The sequence below is a fragment of the Ignavibacteriales bacterium genome (assembly GCA_016709765.1).
Taxonomy (GTDB): domain Bacteria; phylum Bacteroidota; class Ignavibacteria; order Ignavibacteriales; family Ignavibacteriaceae; genus IGN3.
The window spans coordinates 18279-34873 of sequence record JADJMD010000010.1 but is presented as its reverse complement, the minus strand read 5'-3'; the positions used below and the strand labels follow the sequence as shown (position 1 = coordinate 34873).

Annotated in this window: 17 protein-coding genes and 1 pseudogene; 10 read left to right on the top strand and 8 right to left on the bottom strand. The window is 32.7% G+C overall.

The window, feature by feature from the left end:
• The first annotated feature begins 6 nt into the window (after positions 1–6).
• The 4 genes from IPJ23_05735 to IPJ23_05720 all read left to right on the top strand — a co-directional run bounded on the left by IPJ23_05735 (position 7) and on the right by IPJ23_05720 (position 4097).
• Entirely contained in the window at positions 7–720 is a 714-nt protein-coding gene (locus IPJ23_05735) for a ribonuclease Z (GenBank protein ID MBK7630188.1), read from the top strand.
• A 35-nt stretch (positions 721–755) separates the two neighbouring features.
• Complete coding sequence (locus IPJ23_05730) at positions 756–1793, top strand: PD40 domain-containing protein (protein ID MBK7630187.1); 1038 nt, start codon at positions 756–758, stop codon at positions 1791–1793.
• A 69-nt stretch (positions 1794–1862) separates the two neighbouring features.
• Positions 1863–3620 carry a M28 family peptidase gene (locus IPJ23_05725; protein MBK7630186.1) on the top strand — a complete coding sequence of 586 codons (1758 nt, stop codon included), beginning with the start codon at positions 1863–1865 and terminating at the stop codon, positions 3618–3620.
• Positions 3621–3677: 57 nt separating this feature from the next.
• On the top strand, positions 3678–4097 hold the full coding sequence (locus tag IPJ23_05720; protein ID MBK7630185.1) for a YjbQ family protein: 420 nt from the start codon (positions 3678–3680) through the stop codon (positions 4095–4097).
• Positions 4098–4187: 90 nt separating this feature from the next.
• On the opposite strand, the gene IPJ23_05715 is transcribed toward IPJ23_05720, so the two are convergent.
• Positions 4188–4823, bottom strand: a complete 636-nt coding sequence (locus IPJ23_05715; protein ID MBK7630184.1) for an outer membrane beta-barrel protein — start codon at positions 4821–4823, stop codon at positions 4188–4190.
• Between the two features lie 240 nt (positions 4824–5063).
• On the opposite strand from IPJ23_05715, the gene IPJ23_05710 reads away from it, so the two are divergent.
• Entirely contained in the window at positions 5064–5555 is a 492-nt protein-coding gene (locus IPJ23_05710; GenBank protein ID MBK7630183.1) for a low molecular weight phosphotyrosine protein phosphatase, read from the top strand.
• Positions 5530–6399 (top strand): fructosamine kinase family protein, encoded by an 870-nt coding sequence (locus IPJ23_05705; GenBank protein ID MBK7630182.1) that lies wholly within the window; start codon positions 5530–5532, stop codon positions 6397–6399. The genes IPJ23_05710 and IPJ23_05705 overlap by 26 nt, the downstream gene beginning before the upstream one ends.
• Before the next feature lie 64 nt (positions 6400–6463).
• Here IPJ23_05705 and IPJ23_05700 read toward each other — a convergent pair whose 3' ends face one another.
• Positions 6464–7288 (bottom strand): FKBP-type peptidyl-prolyl cis-trans isomerase, encoded by an 825-nt coding sequence (locus tag IPJ23_05700; GenBank protein ID MBK7630181.1) that lies wholly within the window; start codon positions 7286–7288, stop codon positions 6464–6466.
• Between the two features lie 67 nt (positions 7289–7355).
• Between IPJ23_05700 and IPJ23_05695 the strand changes: the two genes are divergently transcribed.
• A complete protein-coding gene (locus tag IPJ23_05695) occupies positions 7356–7982 on the top strand; it encodes a M15 family metallopeptidase (protein MBK7630180.1) in 627 nt (208 codons plus the stop codon).
• 3 nt (positions 7983–7985) lie between these two features.
• On the opposite strand, the gene IPJ23_05690 is transcribed toward IPJ23_05695, so the two are convergent.
• Entirely contained in the window at positions 7986–9119 is a 1134-nt protein-coding gene (locus tag IPJ23_05690; protein ID MBK7630179.1) for a histidine kinase, read from the bottom strand.
• A gap of 131 nt (positions 9120–9250) precedes the next feature.
• Here IPJ23_05690 and IPJ23_05685 point away from each other — a divergent pair, with 131 nt between their 5' ends.
• From IPJ23_05685 to IPJ23_05675, 3 genes and pseudogenes are all read left to right on the top strand, one after another.
• On the top strand, positions 9251–9781 hold the full coding sequence (locus IPJ23_05685) for a GNAT family N-acetyltransferase (protein MBK7630178.1): 531 nt from the start codon (positions 9251–9253) through the stop codon (positions 9779–9781).
• Positions 9774–11234: a phosphotransferase gene (locus IPJ23_05680; protein ID MBK7630177.1), complete on the top strand. Its 1461-nt coding sequence runs from the start codon at positions 9774–9776 to the stop codon at positions 11232–11234. The genes IPJ23_05685 and IPJ23_05680 overlap by 8 nt, the downstream gene beginning before the upstream one ends.
• Positions 11234–11954 (top strand): annotated as a pseudogene (locus IPJ23_05675) (nucleotidyltransferase family protein). The gene IPJ23_05680 and the pseudogene IPJ23_05675 overlap by 1 nt, the downstream one beginning before the upstream one ends.
• Before the next feature lie 6 nt (positions 11955–11960).
• On the opposite strand, the gene lptB reads toward IPJ23_05675, so the two are convergent.
• The 5 genes from lptB to kdsA form a co-directional block, all read right to left on the bottom strand.
• Positions 11961–12698, bottom strand: coding sequence for an LPS export ABC transporter ATP-binding protein (lptB, locus tag IPJ23_05670; GenBank protein ID MBK7630176.1), 738 nt, complete (start codon positions 12696–12698; stop codon positions 11961–11963).
• Positions 12699–12703: 5 nt separating this feature from the next.
• Entirely contained in the window at positions 12704–14116 is a 1413-nt protein-coding gene (locus tag IPJ23_05665; GenBank protein ID MBK7630175.1) for a hypothetical protein, read from the bottom strand.
• A gap of 107 nt (positions 14117–14223) precedes the next feature.
• Positions 14224–14763, bottom strand: a complete 540-nt coding sequence (gene lptC / locus IPJ23_05660) for an LPS export ABC transporter periplasmic protein LptC (GenBank protein MBK7630174.1) — start codon at positions 14761–14763, stop codon at positions 14224–14226.
• A complete protein-coding gene (locus IPJ23_05655; protein ID MBK7630173.1) occupies positions 14760–15722 on the bottom strand; it encodes a KpsF/GutQ family sugar-phosphate isomerase in 963 nt (320 codons plus the stop codon). The genes lptC and IPJ23_05655 overlap by 4 nt, the downstream gene beginning before the upstream one ends.
• A 30-nt stretch (positions 15723–15752) precedes the next feature.
• Complete coding sequence (gene kdsA, locus IPJ23_05650) at positions 15753–16571, bottom strand: 3-deoxy-8-phosphooctulonate synthase (protein ID MBK7630172.1); 819 nt, start codon at positions 16569–16571, stop codon at positions 15753–15755.
• Positions 16572–16595 lie beyond the last annotated feature (24 nt).

The following is a 16595-nucleotide window of genomic DNA, read 5'->3' as shown; positions in this document are numbered from 1 at the left end:
TTTATTATGAAGAAAAACAAATATCCAATAAATTGGGCAAAAGGAAATTTTTCACTAAAAATATTTTGTTCCATACCAAACATTGCAACAGGCATTTTAGTAAAAGCGGGTAATGCTAATTTTATTGTTGATCCGGGCGATGGAATTTTACGCGATCTGAACAAAGAGCTTAAAATAAATGATATATTAAATATTTCAGATGTGTTTGTAACACATGGTCATCACGATCACGTTGGAGGTGTTTGGTCGTTGTTAACTTATCTACGTGTGATGAACAAACAAACTCCGCTAGTTATTCATTATCCCAAAGGATGTCTTGAAATTGTTCACATACACAATGCCTTTAATAAAGTATACGGCAGTAGTATTACTTATCAGATAACTTTAAAAGAGATAACCGGAGATAAATCCTTTACAAGTAAAAAAGTCTCTATTAAGCCTTTTCCAGTTATTCACAAAGAATATCTATCTGATAAAAAAACAACACGGCAGGTGCCTGCTTTAGGTTTTAAGTTTTCATTTAATAACATTAAAATATGTTACGGCGGTGATACGGCATATTGTGATGATTTAGTTAAACATGCTAAAAATTCCGATCTTGCAATATTAGAAGCCGGGCACGATGATGACACTCCTGATGATATGCATATGACTTTAAGTGAGGCGATTTCTATTGGCAAATCTGCAAAAGAATATTATCTTGTCCACGTGCCGGACTAATCAATTATTTTTATAACCAAATTTTAGTGAGGATTATGAGATCATCGTACAAAATTATTGTAATCAGTATAATAATTCTTATGGGCAGATTAAATGCTCAACAAGAAAAATATTTGTTTGAAGGTGAAAAACATTTTAAAAATATAAAAATGTTAACTGCCGATGGTGAAAACGCAGAGGCATATTTTTCTTTTGATGGAACTAAGTTATCATACCAAGCAACTTTTGATTCAATGGAATGTGATCAAATATTTACGATGAATATTGATGGCTCTGATAGACAATTAATATCTACCGGTAAGGGCAGAACAACTTGTGCATATTTTTATCCGGACAACGAAACTGTAATATACGCTTCAACGCATAAAGCAGATGACAAATGTCCTCCCCCGCCTGATCGTTCTAAAGGATATGTTTGGAAATTATATGAATCGTTTGATATATTTTTAAAAAATGGCAATGAACTAAGACAACTAACAGATACTCCTGGATACGATGCGGAAGCAACTGTTTCGCCAAAAGGCGACAAAATTGTTTTTACATCATTAAGAAATGGTGACCCAGAAATTTATACTATGAATTTAGATGGCAGTGATCAGACAAGATTAACTTTTGAAAAAGGATATGATGGTGGTCCATTCTTTTCAGCAGACGGAAGTAAAATAGTTTTTCGTGCCAGCAGACCCAATACGCCAGAAGAGATGTCTGATTATAACGATTTAGTTGAAAATGGTTATGTTAGACCTTCCGCTCTTGAAATATATGTAATGGATGCTGATGGAAAAAATATGAAGCAAATTACAAATCTGGGTAAGGCCAGCTTTGCACCATTTTTTCATCCTAGTGGAAAGAAAATTATTTTTTCATCAAATTATCAAGGTGATAATCCAAGAGATTTTAATTTATTTATGATTAATATTGATGGAACAGGTTTGGAACGCATTACTTTCAATCCGTCATTTGATGGCTTCCCAATGTTTTCACCAGATGGGAAATATTTTGTTTTCGGATCAAACAGATTCAATAAAAAAGATACTGATACAAATATTTTTATTGCAGAATGGGTTGAATAGTATTTAGTAATTTATAGCGAGTAGAAATTTGAAATTAAAAATTGAATTAAAAGATAAAAGGGAAAATAGATGAAGTATTTTTTTTTAGTATTCATTTTATTTACAGGAATATTATTAGCACAGAATAATAATCCAGAAATAACTGCAAGCGAAATTAAAGATCACATAAATTATCTCGCTTCTGATGAACTTGAAGGAAGAATGACTGGAACTCCTGCACTGTACAAAGCAGCAGAGTTTTTACAAAAAGAATTTAGGAGTTATGGTTTAAATCCATTGTTTAGTGGTAGTTACTTTCAAGAATTTCCTTTCATGGAAAACCTTGAATTAGGCAATAATATTTTATCTTTTACAATTGATAAAAAAGAAATTAATTGCGAACAATCAAAAGATTTTACACCACTTGCATTTACAGATAATATTACTGCTAGTGGATTTATAGTATTTGCTGGATATGGAATCTCAGCAAAAGATTTAGACTATGATGATTATGCCAATATAGATGTAAAAGACAAAATTATCATTGTTTTCAGGAACCATCCTGATATGAAAACACCACATTCTAAATTTGATCAGTACTCAAGTTTACGATATAAAACTACCACTGCCCGTGATAAAGGCGCACGCGGAATAATTTTCATTAATACTAAAGACAACAAAGACGATGCATTGGTTGCATTCAAGTATGATAATGCTGCCAAAATTACTGGAATCTCAGCCGTAAGTGTAAAGCGAAATATTTTAGATTTTATTCCACTTTCGGATTTGCAAAATGAAATTGATTCGACACTTGTACCAAAATCTTTTTTAATTGATCCTCTTGTGAATGCAAGCATCTTAACTGAAGTAAATGAGGTTAAAGGTAAAAGCGTAAATGTTGGTGGCATCGTAAAAGCATCAAATAATAAATTCCCAGGGGAATACTTGGTAATCGGAGCACACTTTGATCATTTAGGCTGGGGTGGACAAAATTCTTTGTATATGGGCGAACCTTCTATTCATAATGGTGCTGATGACAATGCATCCGGAACTTCAGGATTACTGGAGTTAGCTGAGAAGTTTTCATCTATAAAAGATCAAATTAAAAGAGACATCGTTTTTGTCGCTTTTTCTGGTGAGGAACTTGGATTGCTTGGATCAAGTTATGTAGTAAATAATTTTCCCCTTCCAATCGATAACGATATAACTATGATAAACATGGATATGATTGGAAGATTGAATGATAAAAATGATTTAATTGTATATGGAACGGGTACATCCTCCAAATGGAAAAATATTCTTGATGATAAAAATGATTATGATTTTAATCTAACATTTAATGATGAAGGGTTTGGACCGAGTGATCATTCATCATTTTACGGGAAGAAAATTCCTGTTTTATTTTTTTTCACCGGCACACATTCAGATTACCACAAACCTTCTGACGATGCAGATAAAATAAATGGTAATGGAGAAGAAAAAGTTGTTAAATATGTTTATGATGTCGCGATGACAATAATTAATTCTGATGTAAGACCTGATTATATTTCAGTTGAGCGAAAAGATACCGGAAAGATGATGGGAACAAAAGTTTATGTTGGAACCGTACCTGATTTTGCCGGTGAAGTTGATGGTTACAAACTTGGTGGTGTTACAGATGGGAGTCCTGCCGCAAAAGCTGGTTTACAAGCAGGTGATATCATAACACAATTTGGTGATAAGAAAATTTCTAACATTTATGATTTTACTTATGCCTTAGGAAATTACGTTCCAGGTGATAAGGTAAATGTTTTAATTAAACGCGGCGAAGTAGAGCTAACAATTGAAGTTGAGTTAGGATCTAGATAACTTTTTAATTTAAGGATGATGTTTTGGGATAAATATCATCCTTATTACCTTATTGTAATGTGGATACAAAAAGAAATAACATTAAAGTCTCGCAATAAAGGATTTCATCTTGTAACAGATGAAATTTTATCACACATACCAGAAATTAAAAACTTTCAAATTGGATTAATAAATATCCTACTTAAACATACCTCAGCTTCACTAACACTTAATGAAAATGCCGATACCGATGTTAGAACTGATATGAAAATATATTTTGAAAAGCTTGTTCCAGAAATTCTCAATTATTTTAAGCATACCTCGGAAGGGGTAGATGATATGCCAGCGCATATTAAATCATCACTTCTCGGAAACTCTTTATCTATGCCGATTACTAACGGTAAATTAAATTTAGGTATCTGGCAAGGCATTTACCTTTGTGAGCATCGTAATTTTGGTGGTAATAGAAAACTTGTCATCACAATTAACGGTGAATGATTTTAATATTCACACTTACTTGGCAGCAACAACTAAATACAATTACCTTCAAAAATAAATTTACCCTTAAAATATTTTTAGGGATAAGTTTTAATAAAAGAATCTGATTCCAACTCTTGTCATAAATCCACTCATGTTATATGATCTTTCTAAAACGCTATTGGGATAAAAATGATTTTCATCATCATAAGTCCAGCTAGGGTGAGATTCATGATAAGTAATTTCCCCAAAGAATTCTGAGCGAGGGCTGATGGCAAATGCAGCGCCTACACCAACTCTCCAGTTAAAATCAAATGCAGTCTCAAACTCGTCGTTGGTTGGATTTTGAAAATTTCTATAATTAATAATCAGCATTTCAGCACCGATAGAACCGGTGGCATAAAACTGAGCTCTATTTGAAATTGGAAATCTAGTGGACAATCCAAGCATTACTGGAAAATCGTGAATATTTGTTGAAGCACGTAATTCGTTGATCTCACCATTAGTTCCAGGGTAAATTTGATTTAACTCAATAACTAATTTTTTATCAACATAATTACGATGAAACCAATCAACGCTCCATGTCCAGCTCATATATTTATCAAAGTGCTTTCCGCCTTCAAAACCAATAATAAATCCACCTTCGGTGGCTGATGGATTAAAGTATCCAAGTTTAACTGCACCTGTATTCCATTGAGGAAATACATTTATCGATAGTAAAGCAGCAACTACTATTAATATTTTCATAATTTTACCTTTTAAATATGTGCACCTAGCCCAACTTTAATGCCATCCAAATAATTGAATATTGAAGAAGAAACTAAACGAAAAATTTTTTGTGTCTTTTAAAGGAAACATTGGAGTGTAGTTTTAATTGGATAATCAGCTCTCAACTAAGTTTGATAACCGAGTGTGATATTATTAAATTAAAATTGTTACTAACAGATTATTTTAGAGTTATAAAAACCTAATTAGGAAAAGAACAGAATGAAAAAAGTTTTATTTGTTTGTATGGGAAATATCTGCCGCTCTCCTGCCGCTGAAGGAATTTTTAAAAAATTAGTTGAAGTTGAAAAATTAGAAAATAAAATTTCTATTGACTCTGCTGGCACAATCGGATATCATGCAGGTGAACTTCCTGATGAGCGAATGAGAAGGCATGGACAAACCCGTGGTTATACTTTGGATAGTCGCGCAAGACAATTTAATCCTAAAAAAGATTTTGATGAGTTTGATTATATCATAACAATGGACAATGATAACTATTCAAATATCGTTAATCTTGATCGGAAAAAATCCTATAGCAATAAAATTATTAAAATGGCTGATTTTATTTCCGATAAGAATATTGCTGAGGTTCCAGATCCATATTACAGTGGTTCTGATGGCTTTGAATTTGTGCTTGATATACTTGAAAATGGAACTAAAAATCTTTTAGTTAAAATTAAAGAAGATGTTGCAGGAATCACTCAAAAATAAAATTGAATCAGCGATTGAAGATAAAATAATTTCGCAAAAATCAGTTTTAGGTGGATGCATTAATGATTCAGAAATAATTCAGACTACATCTGGCAAAACTTTTTTTCTAAAAACGAATAATAATTCAAATGAAGATATGTTTATAAAGGAGGCCAATGGATTAAGAGAATTAGCAAAAGCTAATGTTATTCGCGTGCCTCAAGTTATTTGTACATCTGAAGATTTTTTAATTCTTGAAAACATTTCACAAGAAGCAAACAGTATAACTTTCTGGGAAGAGTTTGGCAGATCATTTGCGCAACTCCATAAGTTTACAAGCATTAGTTTTGGATTTTATGAGGACAATTATATTGGTTCAACTCCTCAACCAAACAAAGTAAATAAAATTGAATCTAAGAACTGGACGGAATTTTATTTTAATAATCGTCTTCTACATCAGTATAAACTTGCAGAGCAAAAAGGTTATGCTGGCAGCCTACTCCGCGATGTTTTTTTACAAATAGAAAATAAAATCGAATCTGTTTTTAATGGCATAAACATCCTACCAAGTTTACTGCACGGTGATTTGTGGAGTGGAAATTTTATTCCTGATGAAAGTGGAAACGCATGTTTAATTGATCCAGCAGTTTATTACGGACACCGAGAAGCTGATCTTGCAATGACTAAATTATTTGGCGGATTTGATGCTAAATTTTATAATGCTTATCAAGAAGAATATCCGTTAGATAATGGATATGAGTATCGTGAAAATATTTATAAACTGTATCACGTACTTAATCACTTAAATTTATTTGGAAGCGGGTATTACCAGCAAGCTGTAAATTTGTTAAAGTATTATTTATAGAATAAAAAAATGCCAGGCTTTTATCTAACTGGTAAAGCCTGGCATTATAAAAAAGAAATTTAGATTATTTTACGTCTATTACTTCAACATCAAAAATAAGTGTTGAGTTTGGTGGAATCTTTCCAAGATCGCGTTCCCCATAAGCTAAATTTGAAGGGACAATAAATCTCGCTTTACCACCTTTTTTTAATAATTGAACGCCTTCATCCCAACCTGGAATCACCTGACCAACACCTGCAACAAATGTAAAAGGCTCATCACGTTCAACAGAGCTATCAAACTTAGTTCCATCTAATAAAAATCCACTGTAGTGAACGGTAGTTTGTTTTTCTTTACCAACTAATTCACCTTCGCCCTGTTGAACTATAGCGTATTTCAAACCTGATGCTGTAGTTTTAAATAAAGTTGAATCAACATCCCACATTTTTGCAACTGTTGCTTCTTTTGCACTAACTAATTCTATAAAAACTTTGATATTTGAATTAGGTGGAATTGGTCCCATTCCTTCTGGTCCATAACAAAGATATGATGGAATAACTATTGCACGTTGCCCACCTGTCTTCATTCCAACAATTCCCTCATCAGAACCCTTAATAAAAGATTCGGTTCCAAGGACAAACTTCATTGGCTGATTCATTGCATAAGAGTCAGCAATCATATCAGCTTTTTTTGTAGAATCAATTGCCCAATCGCTAAAAAGGTTTGCTGAATCCTTAACAATCCAACCTTTAAAATGTACTTCAACTAAATCACCATTTTTTGCTTCAGCACCGGTTCCAACTTTTACGTCGTTATATTTAAGACCGGATTTCATTGTGACAAAATCTGGGTTGTTAGAACAACCAAAAATCAACATAACACCAAAAAGTGCAATAAGAATACTTTTCATGAATTTTCCTTTAATTTGAGGCGTGAATATATCTATTTATTTAAATAAAACATAGATAATATTGTTTATGAAATTCATTTTACTAATACTTCTTCTAATTACTTCAACAATTACAAATCACTCAGTGCGGATTTATAAAATTCAGGATCATACAAATATTATTGTTGATTGCAATTATATTTTTGAAGATGCAATAAAAGGGATTGAGATTCCCAGGGCAATAATTAAGCAGCTTACTTTAGTTGATGTGGAATACTATTCTTTTGATGATAAGCTTCATAAAGGACAAATTCTTATAAATAAAAAAGCAGCAAAAGACCTATTGGAGATTTTTGAATTTATCAAATTATCCCGATTCCCGATTGCAAAAGTGATTCCGACAGTAAAGTATAATTGGAATGACGACTCATCAATGAATGATAATAATACAACAGCATTTAACTATAGAAAAGTAAAAGGTTCAAAAGTGTTATCTGCGCATTCATATGGAATGGCTATAGATATTAATCCAGTACAAAATCCTCACATAAAAGGTAAATTAGTCCAACCACTAAAAGGCAAATACGATCCTAAAGTCAGAGGAACAATTTTAAGAGATTCAAAACTTGTGCAGGAATTCGTAAAAAGAGGCTGGCAATGGGGCGGAAGATGGAGAAGTTCAAAGGATTATCAGCATTTTGAAAAGAAAAACTAAAGCTTAGTTATTAATCGGAAACAAGAATTCTAAAAATCTGTAAACCCTTTTTGCCCAGTCTGATTCATTATGTCCTGCATTTTGATCTTTTACAAATAATAAATCTTTACCTTCGACAAATCCTTTTTCCTCAAGAGAATTTAGCATTTCATCTATTCCAGGTTGAAGCTTTTCCTCTATTCCAATACCGCCATTATCGATATATATTTTAATTTCTTTCTTTGCTCCGATGAAATCGCTAATGGGAGCAATATAGTTGATATCACTAATCTTAAAAGCTGGTGATATACAAGCTGCCTTTGAAAATATATCAGAATATTCCCAAGCAATAATAAATGAAATAAGTCCTCCGCTTGATGAGCCGCCTACAGCTGTATTTTTTTTATCAGGTAAAGTACGATAAGTAACATCAATGAATGGTTTTAACTCTTCTACTATAAATTGAATATAAGCTTCACCAAGGTTAGTGTGATTGTATTCTTTGCCGCGGTTTATGGAGTTATAAATACCAACAATTATGATTTCCTGCATAGCATAAGACCTAATCAAACTATCAGCTGTCTCATCCATTTGCCAATCAATTCCAAAAGATGAAGTTGTCGGGTCAAAGAGGTTTTGCCCATCTTGCATATAAAGAACTGGATAATACTTATTGGGAAGTGAATCATAACTCGGGGGCAACCAAACAATAATATCTCGTGGCAATACTCTTCTTGCCTCAAAATTTCTGTGATATTTAACATTACCTGTAATTTGTCCTGAGACATTCTTATGTGAATTTCCCCAATCGTCAATATTGAGAATAAGAGTGGTATCAGTTAATATTTTTAAGCTATTGTTCCCGGATATTTCTCCCCATTTATTTAGTGCTTCTTTCTCCCAGCTGCCTAGTGTAAACTTAAACTCTATAATATCATCTGCCATAAACTCAAATGATTTTGACCAAGTAGAATCATTTATTTTATTGAGTGGTGTCTTATCAGGATTCCAATTACCTAATTCAGGTTTATTGCCTGCAATAAATACGTTTTGATCTCCAGACAGTTTTGAAACTACAACTAATTCAATTTTGCATTGCGGATAAAATGTAAATGGCAGAAGAAATAAACTCAATAGCAGAAGAATAAATGTTCTCATCATATCATAATTTTTATTTTCTTAAAGTAAATATAGTAAATTAGGAATAAGATTTTTTATGAATGAGAATTGTGATATGTCCATGACTATTAACACTTTCTATTTTAGACTATTACTTTTGAAAATGTATTATGATTCTTCAATTTGAAAATATTATTATCAGAGAATTTCAGCTTGCCGATGTAAAATCTTTAGTGAAATATGCCAATAATTATAAAGTTTCAAAATATATGCGGGACTCATTTCCCTACCCTTATACAGAAACTAATGCTTTAAACTGGATAGAATTTACCAAGGCAAACAATTCGACATTATCTTACGCAATAGCAAATGAAGTTGAAGTAATTGGCGGAATTGGTGCCTTCCCTCAAAATGATGTTCACCGGTTTTCTGCTGAAGTTGGATTCTGGATTGGTGAACCGTTTTGGAATAAGGGAATAATTTCTAAATCTTTAAGAGCCTTTTGTAATTACTTGTTCTCTAATTATGAATTCAATAGATTATTTGCAAATGTATTTGAAGGTAACCATGCTTCAAAAAGAGTTTTAGAAAAAGCAGGATTTGTTCTTGAAGGTACACTTAGAAAAAGTGTTACTAAAGAAAATAAATTTGTCGATCACTACATTTATGGATTATTAAAGGAAGATTTCTTAAATGCTTGATAGCCATCTTAAACTGGATCTTATTAGAAATATCTTTTTACAATGGAATGGTAATAAAGCGGATTTTATTCAAAAGCTGCCGCAAACCGCTTCTTATCGTGAGTACTACAGGATTTCGTTTGACAACAAAACTGTAATCGGAGTTTATAATGAAGATTTAAAAGAAAATCAGGCTTTTATTTCTTTCTCAAAAACTTTTAGTGAACTGGAACTTAACGTTCCAAAAGTTTTACACACTGATCTTGATAATAATGTTTATCTGCTTAACGATCTTGGTGATGCAACTTTATATTCAATTATCCATTCAAAAAATCACGATTACAATTCTTCACCAGAATTAATCGAACTTTACAAAAAAGCTCTAGAGCGATTGCAAAAGTTTCAGATAGTTGCAGATAAGAAAATTGATTACAAGGCTGCTTATCCTCGTGCAAAGTTTGATCGGCAATCCATTTTATGGGATTTGAATTACTTCAAATATGATTTTCTAAAACTTGGCAGAATCGGTTTTGATGAACAATTATTGGAAAATGACATTCAAAAGTTTTCTGAATTTGTTGCTTCCGTTGATACAAATTATTTTATGTACCGTGATTTTCAGTCTCGTAACATAATGGTAAAAGATGATGATATTTATTTTCTAGATTTTCAGGGCGGCAGAAAAGGTGCATTGCAATATGATGTAGCTTCCCTTTTGTATGATGCGAAAGCAGAAATTCCAAATCATTTAAGAGAAGAATTATTAAATCATTATCTCGATAAACTTGAATCTGATTACAATCTCAGTCGCACAGAGTTTATGAAATCTTATTATGCATTTGTGTTAATACGAATTATGCAGGCAATGGGCGCTTACGGCTTTAGAGGTTTATTTGAAAAGAAAGTGCATTTGATAAAAAGTATTTTACCGGCAAGAAAAAATCTTAAATACTTATTGGAAAACGGTAAACTTGATTTCGGCATTCCGCATTTACACGAAGTATTTGAAAATATAATTACCTCAGAAGAATTTAATATCTATGAAGATAAAAGCTTACCTAATGAAAAACTTTCTGTTACGGTTACAAGTTTTTCTTACAAGCGCGAAATCCCTATAGACCTTGCAGATAACGGCGGCGGCTATGTTTTTGATTGCAGAGGATTAAATAATCCGGGCAGACTTTTAGACTTTAAATTATTAAACGGTCGTAACACAGAAGTAATAAATTTCTTAAAAGCAAACTCAAAAGTAGATGATTATATGTCCCACATTTATCCTCTTGTTGATTCCACAATCGAAACATATCTTAAACGCGGATTTAAAAATTTGATGATCAATTTTGGATGCACCGGCGGTCAGCACAGATCTGTTTATTGTGCAGATGAAATGTTTAAGTATCTGAAAAATAAATACGACATCAATGTTTTTCTATCACACATTGAACAAGGAATAAAAGAAGAGGTAATTAAATAATGCAGGCAATGATTCTTGCTGCAGGATTAGGAACGCGGCTAAAACCAATTACCAATGAAATGCCAAAGGCTTTGGTTGAATTGAATGGAATTACTTTGCTTGAAATTACGATCAGGAATCTTATTGAAAATGATTTTAGAAGAATTATAATTAATGTACATCACTTTGCGGATAAGGTTAAAGATTTTATTGATAAAAGTACGTTTGCCGCAGATATTTTTATTTCCGATGAATCTGATTTATTGCTTGATACCGGCGGTGGGATAAAACACGCGCAAAAGTTTTTTGATGATTCCCCTGTTCTAGTTCACAATGTGGATATCATTTCTAATCTTAATCTTAAAGAGTTTTATCAATTTCATTTAAGTGATGATGCGCTTGCCTCTCTTGTTGTAAGCAATAGAGAAAGTAACCGTTATCTGCTTTTTAATGATAATAATATTCTCTGCGGCTGGCAGGATGTTAAAAAAGATGAAAAAATAATTGTAAGAGATGATGTTAAATTGCACCAATTAGCTTTTAGTGGGATACATATTCTTAATCCTCAATTAATCGAGCTATTTCCTAAAGAAGAAGTTTTTTCTGTGATCAAAGCTTATCTAAATATTGCCGGCAAAGAAGACATTCAAGCTTTACGTTAGTAATGATTTAAAATGGATTGATGTTGGCAAGGTTGATAGTTTAGAAAAGCTAGAATTGCTTATTAATAATCTAAAGTAATAATGTTTAAGAATACCTATCCAGCTTAAACTTTTCGCCTAAATAAAGTTTTCTAACCTCTTCATCATTAGCAAGTTCATCGGCAGTGCCCTGTTTAAAGATTACACCGTTAATAAGAATATAACCTTTATCAACAATGCTTAATGTTTCGTGTACGTTGTGATCCGTAACCAAAACACCAATACCGCGGTTTTTAAGATTGGAAACAATATTCATAATATCTTCTACTGCAATCGGGTCAACTCCGGCAAATGGTTCATCCAGCAAAATAAAACTTGGATCAGTTGCAAGAGCGCGAGCAATTTCAGTTCTTCTTCTTTCGCCGCCGCTTAATTGAAAGCCCATACTTTTTCTTAAATGGGATATTGTGAGTTCCTCAAGAAGTGATTCACATTTTTCTTTGCGCTGTTTTGAGTTAAGTTTTGTCATTTCCAAAACAGCAAGCAGATTATCTTCAACCGATAATGTTCTAAAAATAGAAGCTTCTTGCGGCAAATAACCTATTCCCATTCGTGCCCGTTTGTACATTGGAACCTTGGTTATATCCGCATCATCAAGAAAAACTTTTCCTGATTCAGGTTTTATCATTCCGGTTATCATATAAAAAGTAGTTGTTTTGCCGGCTCCGTTTGGTCCAAGCAATCCAACAATCTCACCTTTGGAAACCTGGACTGAAGCTTTGTTAACAACGGTTCGCTTTTTATAAATCTTTACAAGATTTTCACTTCTTAAAGTTGTGCTCATAATTTCTATCTAAGTTCATTCAAAAGATTATACATTTCTTCTTTAGTTGGTTTGTTTTGTAAAACAACAAACCTCGGCAAAAGATACGATTTTTCATTCCCATTTACCTGCTGCTCAGGATAGTATTCGCTTGCAGGATTTTTGTAAAGTTTAACTTCGGTAACCTCATTATTCTCAAACATCACTGTTGTTTCTGCTGAGTTTGATTTTGTTAATCCGTTTTTTGTTTCACCGTCATACATAAAATAGATTGAGTAAACATTTCCAAAAAATTCGGCACGAGAAATTTTATTATCCGCAAAAAATATTTTAATCTGTTCGCTGGAAGTCTGATCGTACCGCTCAATATAATTTTCATTTTGGGATAACATAAATGAAGTTCCGTCAACATCAAGTTGGTTAATGTTATTATCCTTTAGATAAATTGTAATTGAATCACCTGTAAGCTGAGATGTTTGCTGCCAGAGAACAGGCTGCTTTGCAGATAAATTTATTTTTTTTGTTATGATTTTATCTTCACTACGATAAAATATTGTTAAATCGTTTTTAGAAGCAAATTCACTTTTAAGAATGCTAACGGAATCAATTGCAAAAAATCTTTGTGTCGAATCCCGGTACGCTTCCATTTTTTGTGATTTGATAAACAAGGTATCAAGTTCTATTTCTTCTGAACCGTCTTCTTGTGTAACATAAGATGTATCAACCTGAATAAATAACGGTTTAACATCAATTAACGAGTACCCCCTGTTTCTATAGTCTTCCAAGTGTTCACTATAAATTTCAGAATTATTTTTAAGATTTGTTAACCGCACATTGCTAAACGCAAATGTTATTTTAGTATTTCTAAAATGTTCAAGTGTATCAGCGAGTATTTGATTATCTGAATCAATAATCATCACATCACCAATTGCTACTGCCCTGTTCTGCTGCTGAAAGTACGTCAGTTCGTTTGATGTTAGTGTTGTTGTTGTATCGTACAATCTAACTTTAGATTCAAAAAAAGCGCGGTCCTCATTAAAATAATATTCACCGCTATCGGCAGTTAAAATAACTTTTTTGTCATCAAGATAAACTCCTGCATTGCTTCTTGTCTTGCTTTGATTTCCGAAGTAAAATCCACGCGGAGTTTTAATTGTAAGTGTATCTTTTTTTGCAACAACATTTCCAATTAATTCAGCTTCGTTTCTGGAAATAAAATGAATCGCTTTATCACAATTTATTATCACATCGCCTTGTGTAATTATAACGTTGCCGTAAACTTCACGAGTTGATTCACCATTAACCATTTTTCCGACAAGTGAATCACCAATTACTGTAATGAGCTGATTTTGTTGTGCAAACATAGATCCAGAATTGAGAAGGATAAGAAATAATAAAAATAATCCGAATCCTTTCCCAAACTTAAATTCTTTGGTCATTTCGAAGGAGTCCGCGACTGAGAAATCTTTAATCTTTTGATACAAAAGATTTCTCACCCGATGAATCGGATTAGAAATGACTTTAGAAATATTATTAAAATAAATAATCACTGAGTAGTATCCGATCTTGTAACATAAGTAATGTTATATATTACATAGTTAGTTAAACTTTGATCAGACTCAAATCCGTACCCTTGAATCGTTTCATTTGGTGAGATAACAGTTACAAATTTATCCGAAACGATTTTTCTATCCTTATTTCGCCACATCATTTCATCTGTTTTAATTGTAACACTATCACTGAAAACAACCACACTGTCTATCGCATAAAGATTATTTGTTGTTTCATCTACTCTGCCTTTAATTGAAGTTAAAGTTGTAGTATGAATTTCCTGTGGATTATAAAAATCTACTTTAATTTTTTGATCCAGAAACGTTTCTCTTTTCTCATCGAACTTTTTTAAATGTCCAGCATACAAAATCGCACTAATTTTGCCTGAATCAGAAAAAGTAATTACTGAATTCCAGCTTTCCTGTGAAGGCAATTCTTCAAGTTTTAGATTTACATCGATTGAAGGTTTTACTCTCTTAGATGAGCAGAACGGAAAAAGAAATAAGACAGATAAAATTAGAACAACAAATTTCATCTGCTTTGCAATCCAAGATTAATTAAATCGTGCAGATGAATTATGCCAACCGGTTTATGAGAATCATCGGTAATGACTAAGCTTGTAATTTTAAAATTTTCCATTTGCTGCAATGCAAAAGATGCAAGATAGTCTTCATTCAAAACTTTTGGGCTTGATGTCATTACGTCTTTAGCATAAAGTCCGCTAATATCTAATGTCTTCTCAAGCAATCTACGTAAATCACCATCAGTAATAATTCCGGCAAGTTTACCATTTTCATCTAAAACGCAAGTAGTCCCAAGTCTCTTACTTGTGATTTCAAAAATGACATCCTTAATTGATGTTTCTTTTTTTACTTTAGGAATTCGTTCGCCGGTTATCATAACTTCTTTAATTTTTAGAGAAAGACGTTTGCCAAGACTTCCGCCCGGATGTAAAAAAGCAAAATCTTTAGCAGTAAAATTTCTTTTTTTGAGTAATGAAACTGCAAGCGCATCACCTAATGCCAGAGTTGCAGTTGTAGATGCGGTTGGAGCAAGATCGTAAGGACATGCTTCTTCTTTAACCGAAATATTTAGAAAAATATCACACTCGCGTGCGAGTCTGGATTCTTTGTTCCCACTCATCGCAATAAGTTTTACATTTAATCGTTTTAACATTGGAAGTAGATTTGAAATCTCTTCTGTCTCACCACTTTTGGAAATTAATATTACGACGTCATCACTTCTAACCATTCCAAGATCACCATGCAATGCATCTGTTGGATGAAGATAAATAGCAGCAGTACCGGTTGAGTTTAAAGTTGCTACAATTTTACGAGCAATCAATCCTGATTTTCCCATCCCGGTTAAAACAACTCTCCCCTTTGAAGCAAAAATTGTTTCAACTGCATTTACAAAATCTTCATTAATACTTTGTTGAAGATCAGCAACTGCGTCTGCTTCTATCCTGATAACTTCTTTTCCGTTTTTTATAATATCATTCAATTTATTTTTTTCCTTTTTAGATCAATTATAGTTTTTAGTTATTTGATCTATCTTCTTCAATTCTATTAAAAGTTCTTTTAATTCAGAAAGTGGTAGTTGGCTGGCAGCATCACTTAAAGCATTTTTAGGATCCGGGTGAACCTCCAGAAACAGTGCATCAATCCCCACTGCCATTGCTGCACGTGCGAGCGGTTTAATAAATTTCGGCTGTCCACCGCTGATTAAATCTTTACTTGGAAGTTGAACAGCGTGTGTTGAATCCATAACAACAGGATATCCAAGTTCTCTCATTATCACTAATGAGCGCATATCAACAACAAGATTATGATAACCAAAAGTTGTTCCGCGCTCAGTTAACATTATTTTATCATTACCAGTTGATGCAACTTTATCGGCAGCATGCTTCATATCTTCTGGAGCAAGAAACTGTCCTTTTTTTATGTTAACAATTTTTCCGGATTTTCCGGCGGCAATCAGTAAATCAGTTTGCCGTGATAGAAACGCGGGTATTTGCAAAATATCTACAGCATCACCAACTTTTTCAATATCAGATTCAGTATGGATATCAGTAACAATAGATAACTTTAATTCATCTTTAACTTTTTTAAGAATGGCAATTGATTCTTCATCACCTAATCCGGTAAAAGATTTTAGATTAGTTCTATTGGCTTTTTTAAAACTTGATTTGAAGATGAACGGTATACCAATTTCGGAAGCAATTTTGCTTATTGCTGCAGCTGTTTCAAGAATCATTTTTTCATTTTCAACAACACAGGGTCCGGCAATTAGAACAAACGGTTTGTTATCACCGATTACTATTTGATTTATTTTTACTGACATAAAATTTTATTGTTTATTAAATTT